Source organism: Brevundimonas kwangchunensis (assembly GCF_039523815.1).
In the GTDB taxonomy this organism is placed as follows: Bacteria; Pseudomonadota; Alphaproteobacteria; order Caulobacterales; family Caulobacteraceae; genus Brevundimonas; species Brevundimonas kwangchunensis.
This window is the reverse complement of the sequence record NZ_BAAAGA010000007.1, coordinates 101292-126860: the sequence shown is the minus strand read 5'-3', so window position 1 is coordinate 126860 and position 25569 is coordinate 101292. Positions and strand designations below refer to the sequence as shown.

General features: G+C 68.1%; 25 protein-coding genes. 14 read left to right on the top strand and 11 right to left on the bottom strand.

Going from position 1 to position 25569, the window contains the following annotated elements; translation table 11 throughout:
- The first annotated feature begins 27 nt into the window (after positions 1–27).
- The 3 genes from ABDZ95_RS14045 to ABDZ95_RS14035 all read left to right on the top strand — a co-directional run bounded on the left by ABDZ95_RS14045 (position 28) and on the right by ABDZ95_RS14035 (position 1849).
- Positions 28–969 carry a winged helix-turn-helix transcriptional regulator gene (locus tag ABDZ95_RS14045; RefSeq protein ID WP_343794589.1) on the top strand — a complete coding sequence of 314 codons (942 nt, stop codon included), beginning with the start codon at positions 28–30 and terminating at the stop codon, positions 967–969.
- A 104-nt stretch (positions 970–1073) separates the two neighbouring features.
- The gene (locus ABDZ95_RS14040; RefSeq protein WP_343794588.1) at positions 1074–1478 is read left to right on the top strand and encodes a nuclear transport factor 2 family protein; all 405 of its coding nucleotides are present in this window, start codon (positions 1074–1076) and stop codon (positions 1476–1478) included.
- Complete coding sequence (locus tag ABDZ95_RS14035; RefSeq protein ID WP_343794587.1) at positions 1475–1849, top strand: nuclear transport factor 2 family protein; 375 nt, start codon at positions 1475–1477, stop codon at positions 1847–1849. Before ABDZ95_RS14040 ends, ABDZ95_RS14035 begins: the two co-directional genes overlap by 4 nt.
- 4 nt (positions 1850–1853) lie before the next feature.
- Here ABDZ95_RS14035 and ABDZ95_RS14030 read toward each other — a convergent pair whose 3' ends face one another.
- The 5 genes from ABDZ95_RS14030 to ABDZ95_RS14010 form a co-directional block, all read right to left on the bottom strand.
- Positions 1854–3305, bottom strand: a complete 1452-nt coding sequence (locus ABDZ95_RS14030; protein ID WP_343794586.1) for an AMP-binding protein — start codon at positions 3303–3305, stop codon at positions 1854–1856.
- A gap of 47 nt (positions 3306–3352) precedes the next feature.
- Positions 3353–4189, bottom strand: coding sequence for a DUF1295 domain-containing protein (locus ABDZ95_RS14025; RefSeq protein WP_343794585.1), 837 nt, complete (start codon positions 4187–4189; stop codon positions 3353–3355).
- Positions 4190–4220: 31 nt separating this feature from the next.
- Entirely contained in the window at positions 4221–4979 is a 759-nt protein-coding gene (locus ABDZ95_RS14020; RefSeq protein ID WP_343794584.1) for an SDR family oxidoreductase, read from the bottom strand.
- A 10-nt stretch (positions 4980–4989) separates the two neighbouring features.
- Positions 4990–5520, bottom strand: coding sequence for a nuclear transport factor 2 family protein (locus tag ABDZ95_RS14015; protein ID WP_343794583.1), 531 nt, complete (start codon positions 5518–5520; stop codon positions 4990–4992).
- Positions 5521–5596: 76 nt separating this feature from the next.
- Positions 5597–6619 carry an NAD(P)H-dependent amine dehydrogenase family protein gene (locus tag ABDZ95_RS14010; protein ID WP_343794582.1) on the bottom strand — a complete coding sequence of 341 codons (1023 nt, stop codon included), beginning with the start codon at positions 6617–6619 and terminating at the stop codon, positions 5597–5599.
- Between the two features lie 133 nt (positions 6620–6752).
- On the opposite strand from ABDZ95_RS14010, the gene ABDZ95_RS14005 reads away from it, so the two are divergent.
- On the top strand, positions 6753–7718 hold the full coding sequence (locus ABDZ95_RS14005; RefSeq protein ID WP_343794581.1) for an SDR family NAD(P)-dependent oxidoreductase: 966 nt from the start codon (positions 6753–6755) through the stop codon (positions 7716–7718).
- A gap of 4 nt (positions 7719–7722) precedes the next feature.
- Here ABDZ95_RS14005 and chrR read toward each other — a convergent pair whose 3' ends face one another.
- The gene (gene chrR / locus ABDZ95_RS14000; protein WP_343794580.1) at positions 7723–8358 is read right to left on the bottom strand and encodes a cadmium/peroxide/UV radiation responsive anti-sigma factor ChrR; all 636 of its coding nucleotides are present in this window, start codon (positions 8356–8358) and stop codon (positions 7723–7725) included.
- Positions 8355–8918, bottom strand: coding sequence for a sigma-70 family RNA polymerase sigma factor (locus ABDZ95_RS13995; RefSeq protein ID WP_343794579.1), 564 nt, complete (start codon positions 8916–8918; stop codon positions 8355–8357). Before ABDZ95_RS13995 ends, chrR begins: the two co-directional genes overlap by 4 nt.
- A gap of 162 nt (positions 8919–9080) precedes the next feature.
- On the opposite strand from ABDZ95_RS13995, the gene ABDZ95_RS13990 reads away from it, so the two are divergent.
- From ABDZ95_RS13990 to ABDZ95_RS13955, 8 genes are all read left to right on the top strand, one after another.
- Positions 9081–10406: an NAD(P)/FAD-dependent oxidoreductase gene (locus ABDZ95_RS13990; RefSeq protein WP_343794578.1), complete on the top strand. Its 1326-nt coding sequence runs from the start codon at positions 9081–9083 to the stop codon at positions 10404–10406.
- Positions 10403–11155, top strand: a complete 753-nt coding sequence (locus tag ABDZ95_RS13985) for a DUF1365 domain-containing protein (RefSeq protein ID WP_343794577.1) — start codon at positions 10403–10405, stop codon at positions 11153–11155. Before ABDZ95_RS13990 ends, ABDZ95_RS13985 begins: the two co-directional genes overlap by 4 nt.
- Positions 11156–11185: 30 nt before the next feature.
- Entirely contained in the window at positions 11186–14791 is a 3606-nt protein-coding gene (locus ABDZ95_RS13980; protein WP_343794576.1) for a hydantoinase B/oxoprolinase family protein, read from the top strand.
- Positions 14792–14829: 38 nt separating this feature from the next.
- Positions 14830–15468 carry a glutathione S-transferase family protein gene (locus tag ABDZ95_RS13975; RefSeq protein ID WP_343794575.1) on the top strand — a complete coding sequence of 213 codons (639 nt, stop codon included), beginning with the start codon at positions 14830–14832 and terminating at the stop codon, positions 15466–15468.
- A 189-nt stretch (positions 15469–15657) separates the two neighbouring features.
- Positions 15658–16377 (top strand): DUF969 domain-containing protein, encoded by a 720-nt coding sequence (locus ABDZ95_RS13970; RefSeq protein ID WP_343794574.1) that lies wholly within the window; start codon positions 15658–15660, stop codon positions 16375–16377.
- Entirely contained in the window at positions 16374–17342 is a 969-nt protein-coding gene (locus tag ABDZ95_RS13965; protein ID WP_343794573.1) for a DUF979 domain-containing protein, read from the top strand. The genes ABDZ95_RS13970 and ABDZ95_RS13965 overlap by 4 nt, the downstream gene beginning before the upstream one ends.
- Before the next feature lie 4 nt (positions 17343–17346).
- On the top strand, positions 17347–18366 hold the full coding sequence (locus ABDZ95_RS13960) for a DUF2891 domain-containing protein (RefSeq protein ID WP_343794572.1): 1020 nt from the start codon (positions 17347–17349) through the stop codon (positions 18364–18366).
- Between the two features lie 104 nt (positions 18367–18470).
- On the top strand, positions 18471–18632 hold the full coding sequence (locus tag ABDZ95_RS13955; RefSeq protein WP_343794571.1) for a hypothetical protein: 162 nt from the start codon (positions 18471–18473) through the stop codon (positions 18630–18632).
- A 4-nt stretch (positions 18633–18636) separates the two neighbouring features.
- Here the strand turns inward: ABDZ95_RS13955 and pyrG are convergent, their stop codons facing one another.
- The 3 genes from pyrG to tpiA all read right to left on the bottom strand — a co-directional run bounded on the left by pyrG (position 18637) and on the right by tpiA (position 21754).
- On the bottom strand, positions 18637–20289 hold the full coding sequence (pyrG, locus tag ABDZ95_RS13950; protein WP_343794570.1) for a CTP synthase: 1653 nt from the start codon (positions 20287–20289) through the stop codon (positions 18637–18639).
- An 89-nt stretch (positions 20290–20378) separates the two neighbouring features.
- Positions 20379–20816 carry a preprotein translocase subunit SecG gene (gene secG, locus ABDZ95_RS13945; protein WP_343794569.1) on the bottom strand — a complete coding sequence of 146 codons (438 nt, stop codon included), beginning with the start codon at positions 20814–20816 and terminating at the stop codon, positions 20379–20381.
- Between the two features lie 194 nt (positions 20817–21010).
- Positions 21011–21754, bottom strand: coding sequence for a triose-phosphate isomerase (gene tpiA / locus ABDZ95_RS13940; RefSeq protein ID WP_343794568.1), 744 nt, complete (start codon positions 21752–21754; stop codon positions 21011–21013).
- Between the two features lie 152 nt (positions 21755–21906).
- Here tpiA and ABDZ95_RS13935 point away from each other — a divergent pair, with 152 nt between their 5' ends.
- On the top strand, positions 21907–23853 hold the full coding sequence (locus ABDZ95_RS13935; protein ID WP_343794567.1) for a peptidylprolyl isomerase: 1947 nt from the start codon (positions 21907–21909) through the stop codon (positions 23851–23853).
- The gene (gene trpE / locus ABDZ95_RS13930; RefSeq protein WP_343794566.1) at positions 23850–25367 is read left to right on the top strand and encodes an anthranilate synthase component I; all 1518 of its coding nucleotides are present in this window, start codon (positions 23850–23852) and stop codon (positions 25365–25367) included. Before ABDZ95_RS13935 ends, trpE begins: the two co-directional genes overlap by 4 nt.
- Here trpE and ABDZ95_RS13925 read toward each other — a convergent pair.
- A complete protein-coding gene (locus ABDZ95_RS13925; protein ID WP_343794565.1) occupies positions 25343–25537 on the bottom strand; it encodes a peptidoglycan-binding protein in 195 nt (64 codons plus the stop codon). The genes trpE and ABDZ95_RS13925 overlap by 25 nt on opposite strands.
- Between the last annotated feature and the right edge of the window lie 32 nt (positions 25538–25569).

Sequence of the window (25569 nt, the reverse complement as noted above, 5' to 3'; positions counted from 1 at the left end):
CGTTCGGCGAGGTCGCAAAGACAGGCGATGGCTTCACAGGGCGCGCCGAAAACCCGTTTGGTTCCGAAGAGTTCGCTCAACCGCGCGCTGAACGCGCTGGGCGATCGCTGGAGCCTGCTGGTCGTTCAGGAAGCCTTCTTGGGCGCGACCCGGTTCGAGGAGTTCCACGAACGGCTGGGCGGCGCGCGCAGCACTCTGTCCAGCCGCCTGCAGGCGCTGGAGCGCAACGGCATCCTCGAGAAGCGGCCGTTCAAGGACGACGCCGCGCGGATGGCCTATCACCTGACGAAGCGCGGGCTGGATCTGTTCGACAGCATGATCCTGATGTGGGGCTGGGGCGTGCGCTGGGGCGTGGCGGGCCGTCGGGCTCCCACCGTCTTCATTCACCAGACCTGTGGCAAGCCCATGCTGCCCGAGGTGCTGTGCGGCGACTGCGGCGAGCCCATGACCCTGCACAGCTGCAGCTTCGTGCCCGGCCCGGGTCAGGGCATGGAAAAGCTTCCGACGCAGCGGATGCACCGCCGCCGCCAGCCGACCGATGCCTCGCCCACGCTAGAGGTCGTAGACCTGCTAGGCGACCGCTGGACCGGGCTTGTCGTCAGCGTCCAGTATTTCGGCATCCATCGCTTCGACGAGATGCAGAACATGCTGGGCATCGCGTCCAACATCCTGACGGATCGCCTGCGCACGCTGGAGCAGTCCGGCATCTTCGAGCGTCGCCTCTACGAGATCACCCCGCCCCGCTACGAGTACCGGCTGACCAAGAAGGGGCTGGATCTGTATCCGCACGCCCTGACCATGCTGGCTTGGGCGGAGACCTGGCTGAAGGACAAGGCGGGGCCGCCGGTGCGTATCCGGCACAAGTGCGGCGCGGCGCTGAACAGTCGAGTGTCCTGCAGCTGCTGCAAGCAGCCCCTGACCATGGCCGATGTGCTGCTGAAACCTGGCAAGGGCCACACGATCACTTGATCACCCAAGCGTGAAAGTCCGCGTTTGAAAGCGTCACTCAGGTCGCTTGCATAAACAAACTTATCATCCTAGCGTTCGATCAACGATACGAACGGGAGGATGCCATGAGCGAGAAGATGAAGGTGGTCGAGGCGATGATGGCGGCGTGGAAACGTCGTGACGTCGAGGGCTTCATCGCCACCCTGTCCGACGACATCGAATACCACTGGCACCCGACCAAACGTCCGGCCATCGGCAAGGACAAGATGCGGAAATTCCTCTCGAACTACGAAGCCGGTTTCGACCAGCAGGAGTGGCGTATCGTGCACATCGCCGAAAACGACGACATCCTGTTCGTCGAGGGCATGGAGGTGCTGGTTGACCGTTCGACTGGCGTGAAGATGGACAATCCTTTCGTCCAGATCTTCGAGATCCGCGACGGCCTGATCCGCCGCATGCGCGACTACTATGACACCTCGCAGGTGCACGCCCCGGCCAAGCCCGAAACCGCGCAGGCGGCCTCGGCGTGACGGCTCCGATCGAGCGTCTGCGGGCGCTGATGGAAGTGTCGAAGACGCGCGACAAGCCCGCCTTCCTCGCCTTCTTCGACCCCGCGATCGAGTACCACTACCATGTCGGCACCCGACCCCTGATCGGGGTGGAGTGGGTCGACAAATTCATCAGCCGCTACTGGGCTAACCACTCGGACACCGAGTGGGTGCTGACGAACTGGGCGCAGAACGATACCCAGGTCCTGACCGAAGGCCGCGAGGATTACGTCAACGCCGACGGTGTGAAGGTGTCCCACCCCTATATGGGCATCATCGAGTTCGGCCCGGACGGCCGGATCGTCGCCTGGCGCGACTATTTCCAGATGAAGGACCCGGCGGCGACGGGTTGAGGCCTCAGGCCTCGACCCGCTCCGCCCTCAGCGCACTGCGACGCACCTTGCCGGCGTCGTCGCGCAGGCGCTCGGTCGTGGCCTCGAAGCTGCGCGGCTGCTTGTAGCGGGCGATCCGCTCGGCGAGGAAGGCCGCCAGCCCAGCCTCGTCCACCACGCCGTCCGGAGTCTCGACGATGGCATGGATGCGCTGCCCCAGATCGGCGTCCGGCAGGCCGATGACCACGCTGCACAGCACGCCCGGATAGGCATCGATCGCCGCCTCGACCTCGGCCGGATAGACGTTGGCCCCGCCCGACAGGATCATGTCCACGCGACGGTCAGCGAGGAACAGATAGCCGTCGGCGTCCACCCGCCCCATGTCGCCCAGAGTCTCGAACTCCCCCACCGCCTTCGGCTCGGCGCCGAGATACCGGTAGGTCGTCCCCTGCCCTCGCAGCGGCCGGAAGAAGATCTCGCCGACCTCATCGACGTCGCAGGGCGCGCCGTCCGGCCGCAGCACCTGCATCTCGTAGCCGGGCAGGATGCGGCCGACAGAGCCGGGCTTCTGCAGCCACTGCACGCCGTTGATGCCGGTGCCGCCCATGGCCTCGGTGCCGGTGTAGAGCTCCCACACCGTCTCGGCGCCGACCCAGTCGATCCAGGCCTGCTTCAGCCACGGCGGACACGGCGCGGCGATGTGCATGACGGCGTCCAGCGACGAGACGTCGTATTTCGCCTTCACCTCGTCCGGCAGGGACCAGATGCGGTGCATCATGGTCGGCACCTGGAACAGCCAGCGCACCTTCGTCTCGTCGATCAGGCGCAGGGCCTCCTCGGCGTCGAAGCGGGGCATCAGCACGACGTGCAGGCCCCAGCCCATGGCGAAGCAGGTCATGCCGAAGGGCGCCGCGTGATAGAGCGGCCCCGGGTTCATCAGCACATCGTCAGGCAGCATGCCCAGCAGCGGCTTGTCCGGGTCAGCCACCCCCGGCGCCATGTCGACGATGACCTTGGGCCGGCCGGTGCTGCCGCCCGAGGCGATGGCCTTCAGGTGCGGCGCGACCTTCTCGGGCAAAGGGCTGTCGTCCTCGGCCGAGTCGAAGGTTTCCAATTCCGCCAGCGCCGGCCAGTCACCCGCCTTCGCCGCCTCGTTGATGACCACCAGCCGGGGCTTCAGAAGGTCGAGAATGCCCACCAGCTCGACCGCCGGCAGCTTGTGCGACAGCGGGGCCGGCGTGGCGCCCAGCGCCCAGGTCGCGAAGGCCAGCTCGAGGAAGGCCGGGCTGTTCGGCAGGGCGATGCCAACGAAGTCGCCGGCCGTCACCCCCGCCTTCTGTAGCACCCTTGCTCGCCGGTTCACCCGCGACGCCAGCTCGCGCCGGGTCAGGGTCTTCCCCTCGAACGTCAGGGCCGGGCGATCCGGATCGCGCGCCGCATGGATATCCAGAAGCGCGCCCATGGCCCGGGGGATCATCTCCCCGATCCCCGGGGTGGACATGGTGCGAGGGTTGGACGGACGCTTCACACGACCTCCGGGGCTGCCTTCCCCGCCGGCTTGGGCGGCCAGGGAACAAGGGAACTCGTCCGGGCGATGTAATCAGCATATCCCGGCCGTTGATAGGTCAGACGCTTCTCGTACGACGGGCCGCCGCTGTATTTCACGAACATCACCACCAGCAGCAGCGGGCCGACGATCGAGACGATGCCGAGCGTGCCCGTCTCCGCCGCAATGGCCCACAGGCCGAACCAGACGCACAGATCGCCGAAATAGTTGGGGTGACGAGTGTAGCGCCACAGGCCGCTCGACAGGACCTTGCCCTCGTTGGCCTTGTTCGCCTTGAACCGCACCAGCTGGAAGTCGGCCAGGCTCTCGAACAGGATACCGAAGACCACCAGCCCGGCGCCGATCCAGCCCAGCGTGCCGATGGCGACCGGCGTGGCGGACATCTGGCCTAGTTGAACCGGCATGCTGACGACCCAAAGGATGGGGGCCTGGAACATGAAGACGAGGCGCCAGGCGGCAACCGGATAGCTCCAGCCCTTGGCCTCCTGTGCCCGGCTCAGCATCTTCACATAGCGGCGGTCGGGCCCGTGAGAGCGCCAGCGCCAGAGGATGTACAGGCCCAGTCGAAGGCCCCAGAGCCCGGAGAGGACCAGCAGCAACTGCATCCGCTCCGCCGAGCCCTCGGCCTGAAAGAAGGTCGTCACGGCCATGAAGGCCAACCCCAGCGCCCACCAGGCATCGACGAAGGTGACATCCTTGATGGCGCAACCGATGGCCCAGAGGATGACGAAGGACGCGATGCAGATCCCGAGGTTCACCCCGAGTATGGTCGCGATCTCCTGGATTGGCGGCATGGTCTTCCTCCCCCTTGTGTGACCTCGACGCCTAGCGCCCGGTCGATGGTTCCTTGACGTGGACGGCCTTGGCCATCTGTCGCTCCAGCCCCTTGGGATCGCGGGCCTTGGCGGCGCGCATCTCGATGGCGAAGCGGTCGGTATCGATTTCGTCCGTGCCGCGGGTGATGCCGCGCATGGCGGCGCGAGCGACATCCTCGGGCGCTTCCTTGGCGCCCTTCACATGGGCGGCCATGCGGGTGTCGACCGAGCCGACGATCAGCGAGGTGACCGTCGTCCCCTGCCCCGCCAGCTCGGCGCGAATGCAGGTCCCGGCGGCGCGCATGGCGAATTTGGACGGGCTGTACCCGCCCATGTTCGGCGCGGCGAGAATGCCGCCGACCGACAGGACGTTCAGGATCGCTCCGCCGCCATTCGATTTCAGCACCGGCGCGAAGGCCCGAGCCATGGCCAGCGGGCCGAAATAGTTGACCTCCATCTCGTTGCGCGCGGCCGACATGTCCGCCGCGCCGATGAGGAGTTCGTTGTGGAAGGCGCCGGCGTTGTTCACCACCACGGACACGTCGGGACAAGCTGCGGCCGCTGCCGCGATCTGCCCGTGGTCGGTGACGTCCAGGGCGATCGCCTGGACCTTGCCGGGGAACTGCTCTTCCAGATGGCGCGCCGAGGCCGGGTCGCGCGCGCCAGCGTAGACCTTGGCCGCCCCTTCCTCGATCAGTACGCGGACGAAGGCTTCACCGATGCCGCGATTGGCGCCGGTGACGATGGCGACACAGCCCTGAACCTCCATGACGGCGACCTCAGGCTGCGGTGTAGATGATGTCGTCGGGCTTCTTCGCGCCCCGACGCAACAGGGAGGGATCGTTGGTGATCGCTCCGCGCGCCCAGGTTTCCGAGATCTCGTGCTCCTCGTTCCATTCCCAGCACATGGTGCGGCGCAGGATCCGCCATTCGTTCCCGCGCTTTTCCATCTGGTCGACGCAGCGAGCCAGGGTGCGGGTGTCGAACAGCTCGCCCTTCACCTTCAGGCGCGAGGCGGTGAGGATGTAGCATTCGGCGGTCGCCGTGGTGGCGCTCTTCAGCTCCACGACCATGTTCATCGCCAGATGGTTCATCAGGCCGGCCTTGGGCAGCCGCTCCTTGACGACCGCCACCCACTCCGACGCCGGGCCGTTGAAGGTGCCGCCGTGGTCTTCCCAGCCGTCGGGCCAGTAGGTGCGTTCCACCAGTTCCGGATCACCGCGATCGCAGCCACGCAAGAAGAGCAGCAGCACCTCCTCGATCGCCTTCTTGTCGAGCAGCGCCTGAACCTCGGGGTCGCGGTCCGCCATCCTGTATCCTCCGGTCGTTCTTTTTAGTCTTTGATTGAAAGTGACATGACTTGCGTTAACGGGCAAGTCGATGAAGTCAGAGCCGCAGCAGGCCCGGCGATGCGGCAACCACCCGCGGAATGGCCTCACGGACCATGGCGGCGACGGCGAACTGCTCGGGCTTGGTGCGCACGCCGTCAGGGGCCGTGTCCACCAGATCCATCGCCATCTTCAGCCCCGGCAGACCATCGATCTCGACCTCCCAATGCGGCTTGCCGGCAAAGGCCGGGTCGGTCGGATCCATGATCCAGTTGACCTCATGGGTGATGCGGCGCTGGCCGTTCACGACGCCGTGGACGCGCCAGGTCGTGGCCGCGACCGTCCCCTTGGCGATCTCGCCGGCCGCCACAGCGAGGTCGTGCCCCGCCAGCCGCAGCTGGTGGTCCGACTCATAGCCATCGAGCGTCAGACCGATGCGCTGGGCCAACCCCTCCACGCTCTGGGCGAACATGGCGTCGAAGGTCTGCGCCAGAGGCCCTGACTTCAGATCGACCTGATCCGGAGACGCTCCGAAGCCCAGCGCGCCGAACACGTAGTCGGGATTGGGAACCGACGTGCAATCAATGATTTCCCGGGTCGCGATGTTGCGATGCTCGAGGCACAGTGCGACCGCGTTGGCCGCCATCCGCTCGGCCACCCAGCCCGGGTTCACGCCGGTCCCGGCCAAGGTCACGCCGCCCTTGATGGCGCTGGCGGTCATCTGTTCGGCGAATACGTCGCCCAGCGCGCGCGGCTCGAAGTAGTTGTTGATCGAGATGACGTTCTTGCCGGCCTCCAGCAGGTCCCGGACGTCCGCGTCATGACCGTCGTACGGCGCTGACAGCATCGGACAGTGCAACACCACATCGGCTTCGAGCGCGAGGATCTCGGCCTTGTCACGCGTCGCCTTCACGCCTGTTTCCGGGCGGCGGGCGATCTCTCCCGCGTCCCGGCCGGCCTTGGCGTCGCCATAGACGAACAGGCCGACCAGCTTGAAGCGCGGGTCGTCCAGAACGGCCCTCAGACAGGCCTTTCCCATAGAGCCCGTGGCCCACTGGATGACCCGGATCGGTCTGCTCATGCCGCACTCCCCGCCCCCATCGAACCTCCAGCGATACTCTGAAAGTCCAGAAACGCAAGCCTGTTGCCAAGCCACGCCCGATCACTAGTATGTTTACGCAAGTTTCGGACTCATCGCGTTGGGGAGATGACGGATGGCAGAGCCGCCTTGGTTCCAAGCCCTTGTGAAATCAATGAATTTCTATGGCCGTTTCGCGCCGTCCTTCACCCGTGTCGGCTACATCGCGCGCGGGCTCCCCTTCAAGCCGGTGAAGGCGGACTACTCAGGCCAGACCTGGCTGGTGACCGGCGCAACGGGCGGGCTGGGCCGCGCCGCGGCGCTGAAGGGCGTGCGCAAGGGTGCGCGTGTGCTGGCTGTCGGTCGAAACCCCGCCGCGCTGGCGTCTCTTGAGGCCGAGGCGGCAGGCGCGCCGGGCACGTTCGTTCCGATCCGGTGCGACCTGTCGTCGATGGCGGCGGTCAACGCAATGGCCGCCAGCGATGAACTGGGCGGTGCCCCCATCGACGTGCTGGTCAACAACGTCGGCCTGCTGATGCGCGAGTATCAGGCGACCGCCGAAGGGTTCGAGACGTCCTACGCCACCAACCTGCTGGGCCACTACATCCTGACGGAGCGGCTGCATGAGCTGGGCCGCCTCGCATCGGGCGCGGCCGTGATCAACGTCGTCTCGGGCGGCCTCTACAATCTGCCCCTGACCAAATCGATGCTGAATATCCCGCCCGAGAAGTTCAACGGCTTCGCCGCCTATGCCGCGCACAAGCGGGCGCAGGTCGCGCTGGCGGATCACTGGCGGACGGCCTTCGCGGACGTAGGGGCGAAGACCTATGCGGTCCATCCCGGCTGGGCCGATACGGCAGGGGTGAAGACCTCCCTGCCGAAGTTCCGGCGCATCCTCGCGCCGATCCTCCGCAACGACGCCGAGGGCGCGGACACTATCGACTGGCTGGCCGCCACGCGCCCGGCCGAGGTCGTCGACGAGATCTGGTTCGACCGCAAACCGCGCACGGCCCACGCCTATCCCCACACGCGGCAGACGCGGACGACGCCGGCGGATGTGCTGGCTTTCCTCGAGCGGGATCGTCAAGCCGTACCGGCCTGAGGCCCTACAGCTTCACGAACGGCTGGAAGACCCGCATCCAGCCGCCCAGCTGAATCTCGCCATCGAGGGCGGCGACGCAGAGACAGGGCTCCTTCGAGACCACACGAGGCTGGTGCAGGACATCCTCGTCCGCCTCCTCGAAGTCGCCGGCCTCGTAGCGCACCTCGTCGGTGGCGTAAGCGCCGGAGATGACGCAGGTCAGTTCCGCGCCCTCGTGGGTGTGCTTCGGCGTGGACTGGCCGGGCGCGATACGCAGCAGGATGAGGCGGGTCGCTCCTTCGCGCGGCGCCTCGATGTGGCGCACCTCGACCCCCGGCCCGGCCCAGCGCCACTTGCCCAGCGGCAGACGACGCAGCGGCTCGGGCAGCTCCGGCATGTCGTTCAGCGGCGGCGGCGCGACAGCCTCACCGGCGTCCACGTCGATGCGGGCGAGCGTGCGACTCAGGGCGTCGCCCCCCATCGAAGCGGGCTCCAGATCGTCCAGCACCTGACCGCCGACCTGCTGCAGCCGCTTGACCCAACGATCGGCGTCCGGCCGCATGGCCAGATGGGTGGCGACAACCACGGCCTCCGGCGGGCTCAGGGTCCCGGCGACATAGGCCAGCAGTCGTTCCTCTGATGGAGAGTGGCGAAGAGTCATGCGAGGCCCTCCCCGCTGGACGGCTGAAGAATGACGCGCAGCTTGATCATGGCTTTCCGGATGCGGGATTTCACCGTGCCGAGGGGCAGGCCCAGGCGTTCGGCGATTTCCGAGTGAGGTTGGTCGAGGAAGAAGGACAGGCGGAGGACCTCCGCTTGGTCCGGGTTCAGGGATTTCATGGCGTGCCGGACGCGCTCAGCGTCTTCGGCGCCTTCAAGCAACTGGTCCGGGCGCTCGGGGTCTTCCGGCCTCGGGGCCAGCTCCAGCTGGGGCGCGCGGGCCTCGCGGCGCAGGGCGTCGAGGCGGCGGTTACGGGCGATGGTGAAGATCCAGGTCGCGGCCCCGGCGCGGGCGCCGTCGAACAGGTCGGCCTTGCGCCAGACCGTCAGCATGGCGTCCTGGGCGAACTCCTCGGCCGCCGCATCGGTCGCGCCGGAGCGCATCAGATAGGCCTTCAGCCGTGGCGCGAAGTGGGCGAACAGCGCCGCAAAGGCCTCGCGGTCGCGATCGACAGCGATCGCGACGATGAGCCGATCAAGATCCTCACGCCCTGAACTCATGCGAGCGGGGCGGACCATCGAGCCGACAGGGGACGCTGTGACTGAGCCATGCATTGCACCTGATACGCCTTGTGCCCCCATCCGGATCATTCGTCATCCGGATTGCGTTGCGCTGCGTATCAGGAGGACCAAACCTCCAGGTCGCCTGAGTTGAACAGCCGCATGCCCCCATCCTCTGAACAGTCCCGCCTTCGCATTGCCGTGGTGGGTTCTGGCGTATCGGCCCTGTCGTGCGCCTGGCTGCTCGGGCAGCGGCACGGCGTGACGGTGTATGAGCGCGAGGACCGTCTGGGCGGGCATTCCAACACCGTTGACGCGCGGACCACCGAGGGCGAGGTGGCGGTGGACACCGGCTTCATCGTCTTCAACGCCGCGACCTATCCGAACCTGTGCGCCCTGTTCGACCACCTGGGCGTGGCGTCGCGCGAGACGGACATGTCCTTCGCCGTATCGCTGGACGACGGGAAGTTCGAGTACGCCGCCCCCGCCCTGTTCGCCCAGCGCCGCAACATCTTCCGCCCGCGCTTCTGGAAGATGCTGGCCGAGCTGGTGCGCTTCTATCGCCGTGCGCCGCTGGACATCGGCAAGATGACCGACCCGGACATGAGCTTGGGCGACTATCTGACTTCGCAAGGCTTCGGCGAGGCGTTCCGGAACGACCATCTGCTGCCGATGGCGGCGGCGATCTGGTCGTCACCCGCGCATACGCTGAACGACTACCCGGCCGAGGCCTTCATCCGCTTCTGCGCCAACCACGGCCTGCTGAAGTTCGTCGGCCGGCCGCTGTGGCGCACAGTCGAGGGCGGCAGCCGGGTCTATGTCCAGAAGCTGGCGCAGTCGCTGAACGGCGTCCGTCTCGCCCGACCGGTGATGCGGGTGGAACGCACCGGCAACGGCGTGATCGTGCATGACGCCAAAGGCGGCGCCGAGCGGTTCGATCACGTCGTCATCGGCGCCCACGCCGATCAGGCGCTGGCCATGCTGGATCAGCCGACTGCGGAGGAACGCCGCCTGCTGGGCGCCTTCAGGTACAGCCGCAACCTGACCCTTCTGCACTCGGACGAAGGCTTGATGCCGAAGCGGCGGCGGGCCTGGGCCAGCTGGAACTACATGGGCACCGAACAGGGGTTGTGCGTCAGCTACTGGATGAACAAGCTGCAGGGCCTGCCCGGACAGGATCTGTTCGTGACCCTGAACCCGCCGCGGCCGCCGCGGCCCGATACCCTGCTGCGCACCGAGACCTATGAGCATCCGATCTTCGACAACGCGGCGGTGGCGGCGCAGAAGCAGCTATGGAGCCTGCAGGGACAGGGCGGCGTCTGGTTCTGCGGCGCGCATTTTGGCGCGGGATTCCATGAGGATGGGCTGCAATCCGGCCTCGCCGTGGCAGAACAGCTAGGCGGGCTGCGCCGGCCCTGGAGCGTCGCGGACGAGAGCGGTCGCATCCATCTGACCCCGGCGGAGGCGGTCAAGGAGCTGGCCGCGTGACGGAGGCCGGCTGCCTTTACAGGGGCGAGGTCGCGCATGCCCGCCTGCGGCCGAAGGCGCACCGGTTCCGCTATCGTGTGTTCTGGATGCTCCTGGATATCGACCGGCTGGCCGAGGCGGCGGCGGGGACGCGGCTGTTCTCGCTGAGCCGGTTCAACCTGCTCTCCTTCCGACCGTCCGACCACGGCGAAACGCCCGGAATGCCGCTGCGACAGCAGATCGAGGCGAAGCTGGAGGCCGTCGGCGTGGCGCTGGATGGCGGAATGATCCGCCTACTGACGATGCCGCGCGTGCTGGGCTACGCCTTCAACCCGATCAGCCTGTATTACTGCCACGGGGCCGACGGGCGGCTGGCGGCCATGGTCTATGAGGTGACCAGCACCTTCGGGGAGCGCCGGTCCTACGTCCTGCCGGTCGAGCCGGACGCGCCCGGAGAGCGGTTCAGGCAGGGGTGCGACAAGAGCCTGCATGTGTCGCCGTTCATGAAGATGGACATGGACTACGAGTTCACCGGCGGGCCGCCGGGGGAGCGGATGACGCTGAAGATCGATGGATATGACGCGGACGGACTGTTGATCGCGACGGCCATGAGCGGGGAACGCAAGCCATTGACGGATCGAGAAATTCTTCGCGCCGCGATCGCCCTGCCCTTCTCGACGCTGAAGGTGACGCTAGGCATCCACTGGGAGGCGCTGAGGCTGTGGCTGAAGGGCGTGCCGCCGGTGCCGGGGCCGTCGAAGGCGGCTTGAATGCCGGCCCGGGAGGTGGTCTGACCGGGCATGGACACCGAAAATCCGACCGGCTGGCGCTTCTGGATCGACCGGGGCGGGACGTTCACCGACATTGTCGCGCGGGCGCCGGACGGGGCGCTGACTACGCGTAAGCTGTTGTCCGATAACCCGGAACAGTATGCGGACGCGGCCGTGGAGGGCATCCGCAGGACGCTGCAGGCCAAGCCGGGACCGTTGCCGACGGGCCTAATCGAGGCGGTGCGGATGGGGACGACGGTGGCGACCAATGCCCTGCTGGAGCGCAAGGGCGAGCCGACGATCCTGGCCATCACTCAAGGCTTTGGAGATGCTCTGAAAATCGGCTGGCAGAGCCGGCCCGAACTGTTCGCCCGACACATCAGACTGACCGATCAGCTGTACGATCGGGTCATCGAAATCGACGAGCGGGTGCGTGTTGATGGATCTGTGGATAAGTCGGTGGATAGCGACGCCGTCCGCGCCGCTCTCGAGTCGGCGCGCGAGGCCGGTTTCCGATCGGTCGCGATCGCCCTGGTTCATGGTTGGCGGTTTTCGGACCATGAGCGGCAGGTGGCGGAGATCGCGCGCGAGGTCGGGTTCGAGCAGATCTCGGTCAGCCACGAGGTCGGGGCGCTGATCAAGCTGGTCGGCCGGGGCGACACCACGGTTGCAGACGCCTACCTTTCGCCGATCCTGCGGGCCTATGTGGACCGGGTCGGGGCGGACCTGGGCGAGGCGACACCGCTGATGTTCATGCAGTCCAGCGGCGGGCTGACGGCGGCGGACGCCTTCCGGGGCAAGGATGCGATCCTGTCGGGGCCGGCGGGCGGTGTTGTCGGGATGGCCGAAACCGCCAAGGCGGCAGGGTTCGAGCGGGTCATCGGCTTCGACATGGGCGGGACGTCCACGGACGTGTCCCACTTCGCCGGGGAGTATGAGCGGACGTCGGACGCGGTGGTCGCGGGAGTCCGGTTGCGGGCGCCGATGCTGTCGATCCATACGGTGGCGGCGGGCGGCGGGTCGATCTGCCGGTTCGACGGGGCGCGGTTGAGGGTCGGGCCGGAGTCGGCGGGCGCCGTGCCGGGGCCGAAGGCCTACCGCCGTGGTGGGCCGCTGACGGTGACCGACTGCAATGTCATGCTGGGCAAGCTGCGGCCGGAGTTCTTCCCGCCGGTGTTCGGGCCGAGGGCGGATCAGCCGCTGGACGTCGAGGCGGTGCGGGACGCCTTCGCGGCGCTGGCGGCCGAGGTCGGCGGGACGACGCCGGAGGCGCTGGCCGAGGGCTTCGTGACCATTGCGGTCCAGAACATGGCCGAGGCGATCAAGTCGATCTCGATCCAGCGCGGATACGACGTGACCCGCTATGTCCTGAACTGCTTCGGCGGCGCGGGCGGGCAGCATGCCTGTCTGGTGGCCGATGCGCTGGGGATGACCAAGGTGCTGCTGCACCCCTTCGCGGGCGTGCTGTCAGCCTATGGCATGGGGCTGGCCGAGGTGCGGTCGATCCGGCAGGCGACGGCGGCGAGCCCGCTGGAGGCTGCGGGCGACGCGGCGCTGGCCGAGCGGGTCGAGGCGCTGGGGCGGCAGGCGGGCGAGGATCTGGCCGCGCAGGGCTTCACCCCCGACCAGATCACCCTGACGGCGCGGGCCGAGATCAAGTTCGCGGGCTCGGACACGCCCCTGACCGTGCCGTTCGGCCCGGCGGCGCAGATGCAGGCGGACTTCGAGGCGCTGCATCGGCGGCGGTTCGGCTTCTTCGCCGACGGCAAGGCGCTGGTGGTCGAGACGCTGGAGGTCGAGGCGGCGGGCGTGTCCGACCGGCTGGAGAGCGCCGCGGCGCCGGGCGTGGGCGAGGCCCCCTCGCCTGTCGCCAGCGAGGCCTTCTGGATGGCGGGCCAGCACCACGACGCCCCGATCTGGCGGCGGAACGACCTGTCGCCCGGCCACACGGTCGACGGGCCGACGGTCATTCTGGAGGACACGGGCACCACCGTGGTCGAGCCCGGCTGGCGCGCGTCTGTCGATCCGGCGCTGAACCTGATCCTGGAACGGGTCATCCCCCTGCCCGCCCGCACGGCGGTGGGCACCGAGGCCGATCCGATCCTGCTGGAGGTGTTCAACAGCCGCTTCATGGCTTGCGCCGAACAGATGGGCGAGGCGCTGAGGGCCACGGCCTATTCGGTGAACATCAAGGAGCGGCTGGACTTCAGCTGCGCCATCTTCGACGCGACCGGCGCCCTGATCGCCAATGCGCCGCACATCCCGGTGCATCTGGGCTCGATGGGCGAGAGCATCCGCACGGTGATCGCCTCGCGCGGCGGGGCGGCCGACGGCCGGGGCATGAAGCCCGGCGACGTTTACATGCTGAACGCGCCCTATAACGGCGGGACCCACCTGCCGGACATCACCGTCATCATGCCGGTGTTTCTGGACGGCGAGGCGGCGCCGCGCTTCTTCGTGGCCGCGCGGGGGCACCATGCGGACGTGGGCGGGATCACCCCGGGCTCCATGCCGCCGACCTCGCGCACGGTCGACGAGGAAGGCGTGCTGATCGACGACTTCCTGCTGGTGGACGCCGGCGCACTGAGGGACGCCGAGACCCGCGCCCTGTTCGCCTCGGGCCCGCATCCGTCGCGCAACGTCGATCAGAACATGGCCGACCTGAAGGCCCAGATCGCGTCCTGCGCCCGCGGCGCGGACGAGCTGGCGCGGATGACGGCAGAGTTCGGACAGGCGGCGGTCATCGCCTACATGGGCCATGTGCAGGACAATGCCGAGGAGGCCGTCCGACGCGCCATCGCGGCGCTGAAGCCGGGCGCCTTCGCGCTGGAGATGGACGACGGCGCGGTCATCCGTGTGCGCATCGACGTCGATCCGCAGACCCGCAGCGCCGTGGTCGATTTCACCGGCACCAGCGAGCAGCGGCCGAACAACTTCAACGCCCCGCTGTCGATCACGCGGGCGGCGACCCTGTACGTCTTCCGGACGCTGGTGGACGACGCCATCCCGTTGAACGAGGGCTGTCTGAAGCCCATCGAGCTGATTGTGCCGGACGGATCGATGTTGAGGCCGCGCTATCCGGCCGCCGTGGTGGCCGGCAATGTCGAAACCAGTCAGGCGGTGGTCGACACCCTGTACGGCGCGCTGGGCGTACTGGCGGCCAGCCAGGGAACGATGAACAACTTCACCTTCGGCGACGCGACCCGGCAGTACTACGAGACCATCGCCGGCGGCTCGGGCGCCGGGCCAGGCTTCGACGGCGCTTCGGCCGTCCAGACCCACATGACCAACAGCCGCCTGACAGATCCGGAGGTGCTGGAGACCCGCTTCCCGGTGCTGCTGGAGGAATTCTCGATCCGTCGCGGGTCAGGGGGCGCGGGCGCCAGCACCGGCGGCGACGGCGCGGTGCGGCGGGTGCGGTTCCTGGAGCCCATGACGGCGGCGATCCTGTCGAACCGGAGACGCACGGCGCCGTTTGGGGCCGCGGGCGGTCAACCGGGCGCGTCGGGCGTCAACCGGATCGAGCGGGCGGATGGGACGGTGGAGCCGCTGGATGCGACGGCCGAGGTGCAGATGGCGGTCGGCGACGTGTTCGTGATCGAGACGCCGGGTGGGGGTGGATACGGTAAGAGGTGAGCCTTCTCCCCTTGCGAGAGAAGGGAAAGGACGATGCCATGCCCCGACCGCTGATCATTCACACATGGGAGTGGGTCCCGGAAGGCCCGCGGGGGTTCGTGCGGGATGTGCGGCTCAGGTGGGCGGCTCAGGAGGCTGGCCTTCCGTATGAGGTGCAGACGGTGCCGTTCGAGGATCGGGGGCCGGCGCACCTGGAGCGGCAGCCGTTCGGGCAGGTTCCGTTCCTGACTGACGGCGAGATCACCCTGTTCGAGAGCGGGGCCTGTCTGCTGCATCTGGCGAGGAAGAGCGAGGTGCTGTTGCCGCGTGATCCGGTCGGCGAGGCGCAGGCGCTGCAGTGGTTCTTCGCGGCGCTGAACTCGATGGAGATGGTCAGCGTGCCGTGGTGGTTCCTGGAGGTTACCGGGGCGAAGGAGAACGGGCTGACCGGCTGGCTGGACTCGCGGCTGGCGCATCTGGAGGCGGTGCTGGCGAAACGGGAGTGGCTGGCGGCCGGTCGGTTCACGGTGGCTGATCTGATCATGGCGGATGTGCTGCGGGTGCCCAAGGTGCGGGCGCACGGGCGCTATCCGGCGCTGGAGGCCTATGTGGCGCGGGTGACGGCGCGGCCTGCGTTCGTGAAGGCGCGGGACGACCAGGTGGCGGGGTTCGCGGCGGCGGATGGGGGACGGGGTTAGGTCCTCCACCAAACTCCTCCACCATGCTTGGCCTGGTTCCCCCACACCTTCGGTGGAGAGGTGAGCGGATACAGGTTCACCTCTCCACGCAGTGGGGAGGTGGCTCGGCGCGCTCGCGCGGCGAGATGGAGGGGTCTTTCGCTCCCAACCAAACAGCGCAACTGTCTCCCCCGAACGGAGGGGACGCCGATGCTGGTGCTTCTGGGAATACTGGTCGTCGTCGCGGGGTTCATCGCGCGGATCAATCCGCTGGTGGTGATCCTGGTCGCGGCGATCGTGACGGGGGTGCTGGCGGCCGTCGGCAGCGGCGTGGATGCGCAGGCGCTGTTCGAGGCGGGCGTGGCGACGCTGACCCGGTTCGGGGACGCCTTCAACGACAACCGCTATTTCCACATCACCTGGCTGATCCTGCCGGTGATCGGGGTGCTGGAGCGCGCGGGTCTGCAGGAGCGGGCGCGGATGCTGATCGCCAGGGTCAGGGCGGCGACGGCCGGGCGGCTGCTGCTGGTCTATCTGTTCGTGCGCCAGGCCACCTCGGCGCTGGGACTGACGTCGCTGGGCGGGCATCCGCAGATGGTGCGGCCGCTGGTGGCGCCGATGGCCGAGGGGGCGGCGGAGGCCGAGTACGGTCCCCTGCCCGACCAGGCGCGGTTCCGGATCCGGGGGATGTCGGCGGCGACCGACAACATCGGCCTGTTCTTCGGCGAGGACATCTTCATCGCCATCGGCTCGATCGTGCTGATGGTCGGCTTCCTCGAGCAGGCGGGGATCAAGGTCGAGGCGCTGGAGATCTCGCTGTGGGCCATCCCCACCGCCATCGTCGCCTTCGCGGTGCACGGGCTGAGGCTGTGGTGGTTCGACCGGGCGGTGAGGCGTGATCTGGCTGCGGGCGTGGAGGCCGCCCAATGATCACCCTGCAGCACGCCTATATCGTCGTCGGCCTGATGTTCCTGGCCTTCGCCGTCTTCACCGCGACGGACCGGGCGCATCCGACGCGGATCCGAAACACCCTGTTCTGGGGGCTGATCGCGGCCTCAATGCTGTTCGGCGACCTGCTGGGCGGGCTGGGCAACGGCCTGCTGGTCGTGGCGCTGGTGATCGTCGGGGCGGTCGGCGGCAAGATGGCCGTGGGCCAGCCTGCGACGACGTCGCTGGAGGAACGGCGCGAGGCGGCGGAGCGGCGCGGCAACGCCCTGTTCGTGCCGGCTCTGATCATTCCGCTGGTGGCCGTGGGCGGGACCCTGCTGGCCAAGCACACGGCGCCGGGGGCGTGGCTGATCTCGTCGACCCAGACGACCCTGATCGCGCTCGGCCTTGGCTGTCTGATCGCTCTCTTCGCCGCCATGGCCTGGTTCCGCCCGCCGGTGCTGGCGCCGGTGCAGGAGGGCCGCCGGCTGATGGACGCCATCGGCTGGGCGACCCTGCTGCCGCAGATGCTGGCCTCGCTGGGCGCGGTCTTCCTGGCGGCGGACGTGGGCGGGGTGGTCGGCGAACTGGTCAGTCAGGCCGTGCCGCTGACGACGCCGCTGCTGGCGGTGATCGCCTACTGTCTGGGCATGGCCCTGTTCACCATCGTCATGGGCAATGCCTTCGCGGCCTTCCCGGTGATGACGGCGGCGATCGGCCTTCCGATCGTGGTCCACCAGTTCGACGGCAATCCGGCCATCGTCTGCGCCATCGGCATGCTGGCGGGCTTCTGCGGGACGCTGATGACGCCAATGGCGGCCAACTTCAACGTGGTGCCGGCCAACCTGCTGGAGTTGCCGGACCGGGATGCGGCGCTGAACGGGGTGATCCGGGCGCAGATCCCGACGGCGCTGATCATGCTCGGGGCCAATATCGTGCTGATGTACCTGTTGGCTTTCCGGTTCTGATCTGATGACGACACCCCTGCCCCATTCGCTGGACGCCGCCACAGCCTCGCGTTTCGCCTCGGCGGCGCTGGAACATGTGACGCGCGAGTATCCGAACAAGCTGGATCACGTGATGACCGGCAAGCGGGACGTGAAGGGGCCGCGGGAGTTGCATCCGATCTTCTTCGGCAGCTTCGACTGGCACTCATGCGTGCACGGCTGGTGGACCCTGTTCACCCTGCTGCGGCTGTATCCGGACAATCCGGAGGCGCCGCGGATCTGGGCGCTGGCGAACGAGCTCTTCACGCCCGAGAACGTGGCGGCCGAGGTCGACTATCTGGCCCAGCCGTCGAGCCGGGGGTTCGAGCGGCCCTATGGCTGGGGCTGGCTGCTGATGCTGCAGGCGGAGCTGGACCGGCACGACAGCGAGGGCGGGCGCAGGCGCGCGGCGACGCTGCGACCGCTGGCGCTGGCGTTCGCGGAGCGGTTCCACGCCTTTCTGCCGCTGGCCGCCTATCCGGTGCGGGTCGGGACCCATTACAACACCGCCTTCGCGCTGAGGCTGACGCTGGACTGGGCGGACGACAACGATCCGAAGCTGGCGGCCCTGTGCCGGGAGAAGGCGCTGGCCTGGCATGCGGACGACCGGGACTGTCAGGCGTGGGAGCCATCGCAGGACGAGTTCCTGTCGCCGGCCCTGATGGAGGCGGCCCTGATGCGGCGGGTGATGGAGCCCGGAGCCTTCCGCAACTGGTTCAACGCCTTCCTTCCGAAGATCGGATCGCAGAAGCCGGCGCCCCTGTTCACCCCCGCCAGCGTCAGCGACCGGTCGGACGGCAAGATCGCGCATCTGGACGGTCTGAACCTCAGCCGGGCATGGTGCTGGCGCGAGATCGCCGCGGCTCTGCCCGAGGGCGACATTCGTGCTGCGATCGCGAACAAGGCGGCCGCGACACATCTGGACGCCGCCCTGCCGCATGTCACCGGCGATTACATGGGCGAGCACTGGCTGGCGAGCTTCGCACTTCTCGCTTTACGAGCCTGACGGGCGAAAAAATCTCAACTTGCGGCTGCAAGTAACGGAAATTACTATTTCCCTTGCAACGCCATGCGTGTGGGAACATTGATTCACCCGATCGGGGCGTGACCATGTTCGAAGCACTGCGCTGTAAAATGAAGGGCCATCAGTTCGTGGACAGCCGGAGCCAGCCCGGCATGATCACCTGTGTGCGCTGCAAATACCGCGAGCCGTTCACGAGCCTGAAGGGCCCGGCCGGAGCGGCGCCCGTCCAGACGCCTCCGCGCGACTGATCCCTCAGACCAGCCGGCTCTGCACCACGGCCGCGGCGATGAAGCCGGCGAACAGCGGGTGCGGGGCGAACGGACGGCTCTTCAGCTCCGGGTGATACTGCACGCCGATGAACCACGGATGGTCCGGACGCTCGACCGTCTCGGGCAGGACGCCGTCGGGCGACAGGCCGGCGAACACGAGCCCGCCCTTCTCCTCGATCGCCTCGCGGTAGTTGATGTTGACCTCATAGCGGTGTCGGTGGCGCTCGCTGATGGTCGTCGACCCGTACATTTCCGCGATCTTCGAGCCGTCCCTCAGCGTGGACTCATAGGCGCCCAGACGCATGGTGCCGCCCAGATCGCCGCCCTGCTGGCGCAGGACCCGCTGATTGCCCTGGGTCCATTCGGTCATCAGGCCGACGACCGGCTCCGAGGTGGGGCCGAACTCGGTGGAGGAGGCCTTGGGATAGCCGGCAAGGTTCCGCGCGGCCTCGATCACCGCCATCTGCATGCCGAAGCAGATGCCGAAGTAGGGAATATTGCGCTCGCGGGCGAAGCGGGCCGCCTCGATCTTGCCCTCGGAGCCCCGCTCGCCGAAGCCGCCGGGGACCAGAATGGCGTGGGCGCCTTGCAGGCGCGCGTTGCAGGCGTCGCTGTCGCCCTCGAAGGTCTCGGCCTCGACCCAGTCGATGTTGACCTTGACCCGATTGGCCACGCCGCCGTGGTGCAGGGCCTCGATCAGGGATTTGTAGGCGTCCTTGAGGACCGTGTACTTGCCGACCACGGCCACGGTGACCTCGCCGTCCGGGTTCAGGCGGCGGTCGACGATCTCGGTCCAGCGGGAAAGGTCCGGCGCGGGGGCGTCGGTGATGCCGAAGTGGGCCAGAACCTCGGAGTCCAGACCCTCGCGGTGATAGTCCAACGGCACGGCATAGATGTCGGCCGAGTCCATCGCCTGGATGACGCCGCTTTCGCGCACGTTGCAGAACAGGCCGATCTTGCGCTTCTCGTCGGCCGGGATGGGCTGTTCGCAGCGGCACAGCAGGATATCCGGCTGGATGCCGATGGAGCGGAGCTCCTTGACCGAGTGCTGGGTCGGCTTGGTCTTCATCTCCCCGGCCGTCTTGATGAACGGCAGCAGGGTCAGGTGGACGAAACAGGACTGGCCGCGCGGCAGGTCCTGGCCCAGCTGGCGGATGGCTTCGAAGAAGGGCAGGCCCTCGATGTCGCCGACAGTGCCGCCGATCTCGACCAGCACGAAGTCGACGTCCTGGCCGTCGTCGGTCAGGGCCTGCGACAGGCAGAAGGATTTGATCTGGTCGGTGACGTGCGGGATCACCTGCACGGTCGCGCCCAGATAGTCGCCGCGGCGCTCCTTCTCGAGGATGGTCGAGTAGATGCGGCCGGTGGTGATGTTGTCGGACTTCGCCGCCGAGACGCCGGTGAAGCGCTCGTAGTGCCCGAGGTCGAGGTCGGTCTCGGCCCCGTCGTCGGTCACGAAGACCTCGCCGTGCTGATACGGGCTCATCGTGCCCGGATCGACGTTCAGATAGGGGTCGAGCTTACGAAGGCGAACCTTGTAGCCGCGCGCTTGCAGAAGCGCGCCGAGAGCGGCGGAAGCGAGGCCTTTTCCCAATGAGGAAACCACGCCGCCAGTGATGAACACGTAACGGGCCATGGGGGGTCACCTTACCGCTGATTCGAGCGGCGTACTGCGAAGACTTTGAGGGCGGGAGAGGAAGGCGGGGATAAGGTCCCCGCCCACTGTTACTGGGCCGGAGCCGGAGCCGGCTGGGCCGGCGCGGCGGCAGGAGCCGACGACATGCCCGACAGGCTCGATTCGAGATCCTGCAGCGACGGAGCCGCCGGCTGGGCCGGGGCAGCCGGGTCCTGCGCCGGAGCCTGCTGCTGCGAGGCCGACGGCGGCGGGGCGGCCAGATCGCCGATGGCGTCCTGGTTCACGATCGAACGGCTCGAGCGCTCGACATTGCCCAGGATGGTCAGGCCGATGGCGCACAGGAAGAACAGGGTGGCCAGGATCCAGGTGGTCTTGGTCAGCAGGTTGCCCGCGCCGCGCGCGGTCAGCATGCCCGACGGGCCGCCGCCCATGCCCAGCGCGCCGCCTTCCGAGCGCTGGATCAAGATCACGCCCGCGAGCGCGATCGAAATGAGGATCATGGCGACGAGAAGAATGGTCTGGAGCATGGCAGCCGATATGTGTGGCGCGAAGGCGCGCCGATCAAGCGGCGGGCTCTATCATTGTTGGGGCAACGGGGGAAGCGGGGCTGAGTGGTTGGTGATGAGTGGTTAGTGGTTGCAGCGTCGCAGCCGGCGGATATCCGGGACACAGCGTGGCCGCATCAGCCACTAACCACCAATCACTAATCACTCGCGGCCCGTCAGGCCGCCTGGATGATGCCCAGGAAGTCCGCGGCTTTCAGCGAGGCGCCGCCGACGAGGGCGCCGCCGACTTCCGGCACGGCGAGAATGTCGCGGGCGTTGTCCGGCTTGACCGAGCCGCCATACAGGATGGGCGGATGGGCCGCGGCCAGGCCGAGACGCTCGATCATGGCCGAGCGGACAGCGCGGTGGACTTCCTCGATCTGCTCCAGCGTCGGCGTCAGGCCGGTGCCGATGGCCCAGACGGGCTCGTAGGCGACGGCGAAGTCGCGGCCGGTCAGGGCCAGCGGCAACGAGTGGACGACCTGGCGGCGGACCACCTCGACCGCCCTGCCCGCCTCACGCTCCTGCAGGGTCTCGCCGACGCAGATGATGGGCGAAAGGCCGGCCTCAAGCGCTGCTTCGGCCTTGGCGGCGACGAGGGCATCGGTCTCACCATGGCCCTGACGGCGCTCGGAATGGCCAAGGATGACGAGGGTCGCGCCTGCGTCTCTCAACATCGCGGCGGAGATGTCGCCGGTGAAGGCCCCGGACGTCTCGGCGCGGCAGTCCTGCCCGCCGACCTCGATCTTCGAGCCCGCGACGGCGGCCAGACGCCCGACCAGGGTGGCGGGCGGACACAGGGCGACGCGGCAATCGACGCCTGATTCCAGCTCGCGCTTTAGGATTTCCACCTCGGCCAGATTCGCGGCCACGCCGTTCATTTTCCAGTTGCCGGCGATCAACTTCACGGATTGTTTCATGCGGGCCTGTCTAGGCGGATGCGCGGCTCAAGCCAAGCCATCGCACCGGGCATGTGACAGTTCGCGAACCGCCATCATCTTGCCGTGCGCCCCGCACAAGCCCTATAGGCCGAAGCGGCTACCTTCGCCGCCAAACCGTCCCGGGACCGCCCATGCTCACCGCCTTCCGCAAATTCGCCAAATCCAAGTGGGCGATCGGCCTCCTCGGCCTGCTGGCCGTCGGCCTGCTGGTCACGGGCGGCACGCAGATGGACGTGTTGGGCAGCCTGGGTCCGAAGCATGTGATCTCGGCCGGCGACCGCAGCGTCAACGGTCCGGAGTTCCGGGCCGACATGGAGCGCATCCGCGAGGGCGCCCAGCAACAGGCCGGACGTTCGCTGTCGTTCGAGGAACTGATCGGCGACGGCGGTCTGGTCCAGTATCTGCGCCAGCGCTCCGAGCAGCTCGGCTTCATGGACTGGGCCTGGAAAGCCGGCATCCGTCCGGGCAAGGAACTGGTCCTGCGCCAGATCCGTCAGGCGCCGGGCTTCTTCGACCAGGTGACCGGCCGCTTCAGCCAGACCCAATACGAAACGACCCTGGCCCAGAACAACGCCACGCCCGAACTGTTCGAGCGCCAGCTGCGTGACGACATCATCACCCGCCACTACGGCTCGGCGCTCGGCGCGGGCCTGCGTCTGCCCAACGTGTACGGCGCCGTGTTCGCCAACCAGGCGCTCGAAACCCGCAACGCCCGCTGGTTCAGCGTGACCCAGGCGATGGCCGGCACGGCTCCGGCGCCGACCGACGCCCAGCTGACGACCTTCATGCAACAGAACGCCGCCCAGCTGCGCCTGCCGGAGTTCCGCAGCGCCAGCGTGGTTCTGTTCGACGCCCCCGCCGACGCCCAGGCCGCGATCACCGAGGCCCGCATCGAGGAGCGCTTCAACTTCCGTCGTGACGCCCTGTCGCAGCCCGAGCGCCGCACCTTCGTGACGCTGACTGCCTCGACCAAGGCCGCCGCCGACCGCATCGCCGACGCCCTGCGCGCCGGCCAGACGGCACAGGCCGTGGGCTCCGCCAACAACATCCAGCCGGCGACCTACGACAGCACGCCGCGCAGCGCCGTCAGCGACGCCGCCATCGGCAACGCCGTCTTCGCCATGCAGCCCAACACGGTGTCAGAGCCCATTCAGGCCCAGGTCGGCTTCGTGGTCGCCCAGCTGAGCGCCGTCGTTCCGGGCCGCCCGGCGACCCTGGCCGACGTGCGCGATCAGGTGATCCAGGAGCTGCGCTCCGAGGACGTCCGCGCCGCCGTCTATCGCCGCGTCGAGGCCTATGAGAAGGCCCGCGCCGAGGGCAAGGACCTGAACGCCGCCGTCACCCAGGCTGGCGGACGCATCATCAACGTTCCCGCCGTGACGCAGGACGGCCGGACCCAGCAAGGCGGGCAGGTTAACCTGCCGCCGCAACTGCTGCAAAGCATGTGGGCGCTGACGCGTGGCGCCGAGAGCGAAGTGGTCGATGCCGGTCAGGGCCAGTATTTCGTGGTCCGTCTGGACAATGTGATCGCCCCCGCCCTGCCCTCGCTGTCCGATCCGGCCATCCGCACGGCGCTGGCCCGCAACTGGGTCGCCCGCGAGAACGTGCGTCTGCTGACCACCCGCACCGACGCGCTGGCCGCCCGCCTGCGTCGTGGCGACGACATCGCCGCCGTCGCCGCCTCGGTCGGCGCCACCGTCCAGACCGCCGCCAACCTGACCCGTCAGGACCAGTCGCATGGTCAGGGCGTGACCGCCGGCGTCTTCACCAGCGGCCGCAACGAGGTCTTCTCGCAGCAGAACACCGAGAACAGCTTCGTGCTGGGCCGGACGGACAGCATCAACGCCCCGTCGGCGACCCTGGCCGCCCCGGTCGCCGAGCAGTTCCGCGAGCGCATGACACCGGACACCATCGGCGCCCTCGGTCAGTCCGCCATCCAGACGGCCGCGACCCGTTCGAAGGCGACCTATGACGAGGCGCAGGCGCGTCTGGCCCTCGGCCTGGCCGCCACGGCGACCCCGGCCGCGCCGGGCGCCTCCGGCGGAGCCGCTCCGGCGGCTCCCGCCCCCGCGCAATGATCCCGGAGGCGAGCGACCCCGTCTTCGCCGCCTTCTCGCAGGGTTGGGCCGCCGGTCGGCCCCAGGTGGTCGTTCGCCGGCTGGTGGATGATCTGGAGACCCCGGTCTCGGCCTTCCTGAAGGTCGGCCAAGGTCGGCCCTATGCCTTCCTGCTGGAGTCCGTCGAAGGCGGCGCCGTCAACGGCCGTTATTCGATCATCACGCGCGAACCCGACGTCGTCTGGCGCTGCCGTAACCGCAAGCCGGAGCTGGCCTGGGGTTCGGACATCCAGGCGGAACGCTATGTCGCCGACGGCGAGGACCCGCTGGCGTCGCTGCGCGCGCTGATGGCCGCTTCGCGGCTGGACCTGCCCGAGGACCTGCCGCCGATGGCCGCGGGCCTGTTCGGGGTGTTCGGCTACGACATGGTCCGGTTGCTGGAGCCGCTGGGCGAACCCAATGCCGATCCGCTGGACTTGCCGGACGCCGTGCTGACCCGGCCGTCGGTCGTGGGCATCTTCGACTCGGTGAAGCACGAGATCGTGCTGGTCGCTCCGGCGTGGCTGGACAGCGAAGACGATGCGGAGGCCGCCTTCGCCCGGGCCGAGACCCAGCTGAACCTGTTCGAGCGAGACCTGCGCTCGCCCCTGCCCGTTCTGCCGGAGCCTGTGTACTCGGAAGGCCCCGAGTTCGTGTCACCGGTCGACGAGGCCGGGTTCGGCGAGATGGTGGCGAAAGCCAAGGACTACATCGCCGCCGGCGACATCTTCCAGGTCGTGCTGAGCCACCGCTTTTCGGCGCCGACGGACACCGATCCGTTCGCCTTCTACCGCGCCCTGCGCCGCCAGAACCCCTCGCCGTATCTGTTCTTCCTGAACTTCGGCGACTTCCAGCTGGCCGGTTCCAGCCCCGAGATTCTCGTGCGGCTGAAGGACGGTCGCGTGACCATCCGTCCGCTGGCCGGCACCCGTCCGCGTGGTGAGACGCCGGAGGCCGACCGGGCGCTGGAGGAAGAGTTGCTGGCCGATCCCAAGGAACGGGCCGAGCACCTGATGCTGCTGGACCTGGGCCGCAACGACGTAGGCCGGGTCTCCGCGCCGGGCACCGTCGAGGTGCGCGAGAGTTTCCGGGTCGAACGCTACAGCTCGGTCATGCACATCGTGTCAGAGGTTCAGGGCGACGCCGATCCGAAGCTGGACGCGGTCGACACCCTGCTGGCCGCCCTGCCCGCCGGCACCCTGTCCGGCGCACCCAAGGTGCGGGCGATGGAGATCATCGACGAGCTGGAGAGCGTGAAGCGCGGCGTCGGCTATGGCGGCGGCGTGGGCTACATCTCGGCCGGTGGGGAGGCGGACATCTGCATCGTGCTGCGCACCGCCCTGTTCAGCGATGGCCAGATCCACGTGCAGGCGGGCGCCGGCGTGGTGGCGGACAGCGATCCGGCGGCCGAGTATGCCGAGACAAAGGCCAAGGCCCGCGCGCCGATGAACGCCGCCGGGGAATCCTGGCGCTATCCGTTCGGAAACAGGGGCTGAGCCACAGCCGGTTCCTCGAACCGGACGCCCGGCCCCAGAACCATCACTCCGGCCATCAGCACGGCCGCCGATGCGGCCATGGCGGCAGCGCCCAGCACCGACCACGGACTGACGGCCACAACAGGATCAGCCAGCAGGACCTTCGCTTTGTCGATCTGAGCCTTCGCCACTCGCCCTCTCCCGATCCGGACTGTCCCAATTC

What these genes read in the sequence shown, in the direction of transcription:
- ABDZ95_RS13980 (WP_343794576.1), top strand. Translation starts at nt 11,186, where the DNA reads ATGGACACCGAAAATCCGACCGGCTGGCGCTTCTGGATCGACCGGGGC.
- ABDZ95_RS14025 (WP_343794585.1), bottom strand. Translation starts at nt 4,189, where the DNA reads ATGCCGCCAATCCAGGAGATCGCGACCATACTCGGGGTGAACCTCGGG.
- ABDZ95_RS14010 (WP_343794582.1), bottom strand. Translation starts at nt 6,619, where the DNA reads ATGAGCAGACCGATCCGGGTCATCCAGTGGGCCACGGGCTCTATGGGA.
- ABDZ95_RS14005 (WP_343794581.1), top strand. Translation starts at nt 6,753, where the DNA reads ATGGCAGAGCCGCCTTGGTTCCAAGCCCTTGTGAAATCAATGAATTTC.
- ABDZ95_RS14015 (WP_343794583.1), bottom strand. Translation starts at nt 5,520, where the DNA reads ATGGCGGACCGCGACCCCGAGGTTCAGGCGCTGCTCGACAAGAAGGCG.
- ABDZ95_RS14045 (WP_343794589.1), top strand. Translation starts at nt 28, where the DNA reads ATGGCTTCACAGGGCGCGCCGAAAACCCGTTTGGTTCCGAAGAGTTCG.
- secG (WP_343794569.1), bottom strand. Translation starts at nt 20,816, where the DNA reads ATGCTCCAGACCATTCTTCTCGTCGCCATGATCCTCATTTCGATCGCG.
- ABDZ95_RS13990 (WP_343794578.1), top strand. Translation starts at nt 9,081, where the DNA reads ATGCCCCCATCCTCTGAACAGTCCCGCCTTCGCATTGCCGTGGTGGGT.
- pyrG (WP_343794570.1), bottom strand. Translation starts at nt 20,289, where the DNA reads ATGGCCCGTTACGTGTTCATCACTGGCGGCGTGGTTTCCTCATTGGGA.
- ABDZ95_RS13975 (WP_343794575.1), top strand. Translation starts at nt 14,830, where the DNA reads ATGCCCCGACCGCTGATCATTCACACATGGGAGTGGGTCCCGGAAGGC.
- ABDZ95_RS13970 (WP_343794574.1), top strand. Translation starts at nt 15,658, where the DNA reads ATGCTGGTGCTTCTGGGAATACTGGTCGTCGTCGCGGGGTTCATCGCG.
- ABDZ95_RS13935 (WP_343794567.1), top strand. Translation starts at nt 21,907, where the DNA reads ATGCTCACCGCCTTCCGCAAATTCGCCAAATCCAAGTGGGCGATCGGC.
- ABDZ95_RS14030 (WP_343794586.1), bottom strand. Translation starts at nt 3,305, where the DNA reads ATGATCCCCCGGGCCATGGGCGCGCTTCTGGATATCCATGCGGCGCGC.
- tpiA (WP_343794568.1), bottom strand. Translation starts at nt 21,754, where the DNA reads ATGAAACAATCCGTGAAGTTGATCGCCGGCAACTGGAAAATGAACGGC.
- chrR (WP_343794580.1), bottom strand. Translation starts at nt 8,358, where the DNA reads ATGACTCTTCGCCACTCTCCATCAGAGGAACGACTGCTGGCCTATGTC.
- trpE (WP_343794566.1), top strand. Translation starts at nt 23,850, where the DNA reads ATGATCCCGGAGGCGAGCGACCCCGTCTTCGCCGCCTTCTCGCAGGGT.
- ABDZ95_RS13960 (WP_343794572.1), top strand. Translation starts at nt 17,347, where the DNA reads ATGACGACACCCCTGCCCCATTCGCTGGACGCCGCCACAGCCTCGCGT.
- ABDZ95_RS13965 (WP_343794573.1), top strand. Translation starts at nt 16,374, where the DNA reads ATGATCACCCTGCAGCACGCCTATATCGTCGTCGGCCTGATGTTCCTG.
- ABDZ95_RS13995 (WP_343794579.1), bottom strand. Translation starts at nt 8,918, where the DNA reads ATGAGTTCAGGGCGTGAGGATCTTGATCGGCTCATCGTCGCGATCGCT.
- ABDZ95_RS14040 (WP_343794588.1), top strand. Translation starts at nt 1,074, where the DNA reads ATGAGCGAGAAGATGAAGGTGGTCGAGGCGATGATGGCGGCGTGGAAA.
- ABDZ95_RS14020 (WP_343794584.1), bottom strand. Translation starts at nt 4,979, where the DNA reads ATGGAGGTTCAGGGCTGTGTCGCCATCGTCACCGGCGCCAATCGCGGC.
- ABDZ95_RS13955 (WP_343794571.1), top strand. Translation starts at nt 18,471, where the DNA reads ATGTTCGAAGCACTGCGCTGTAAAATGAAGGGCCATCAGTTCGTGGAC.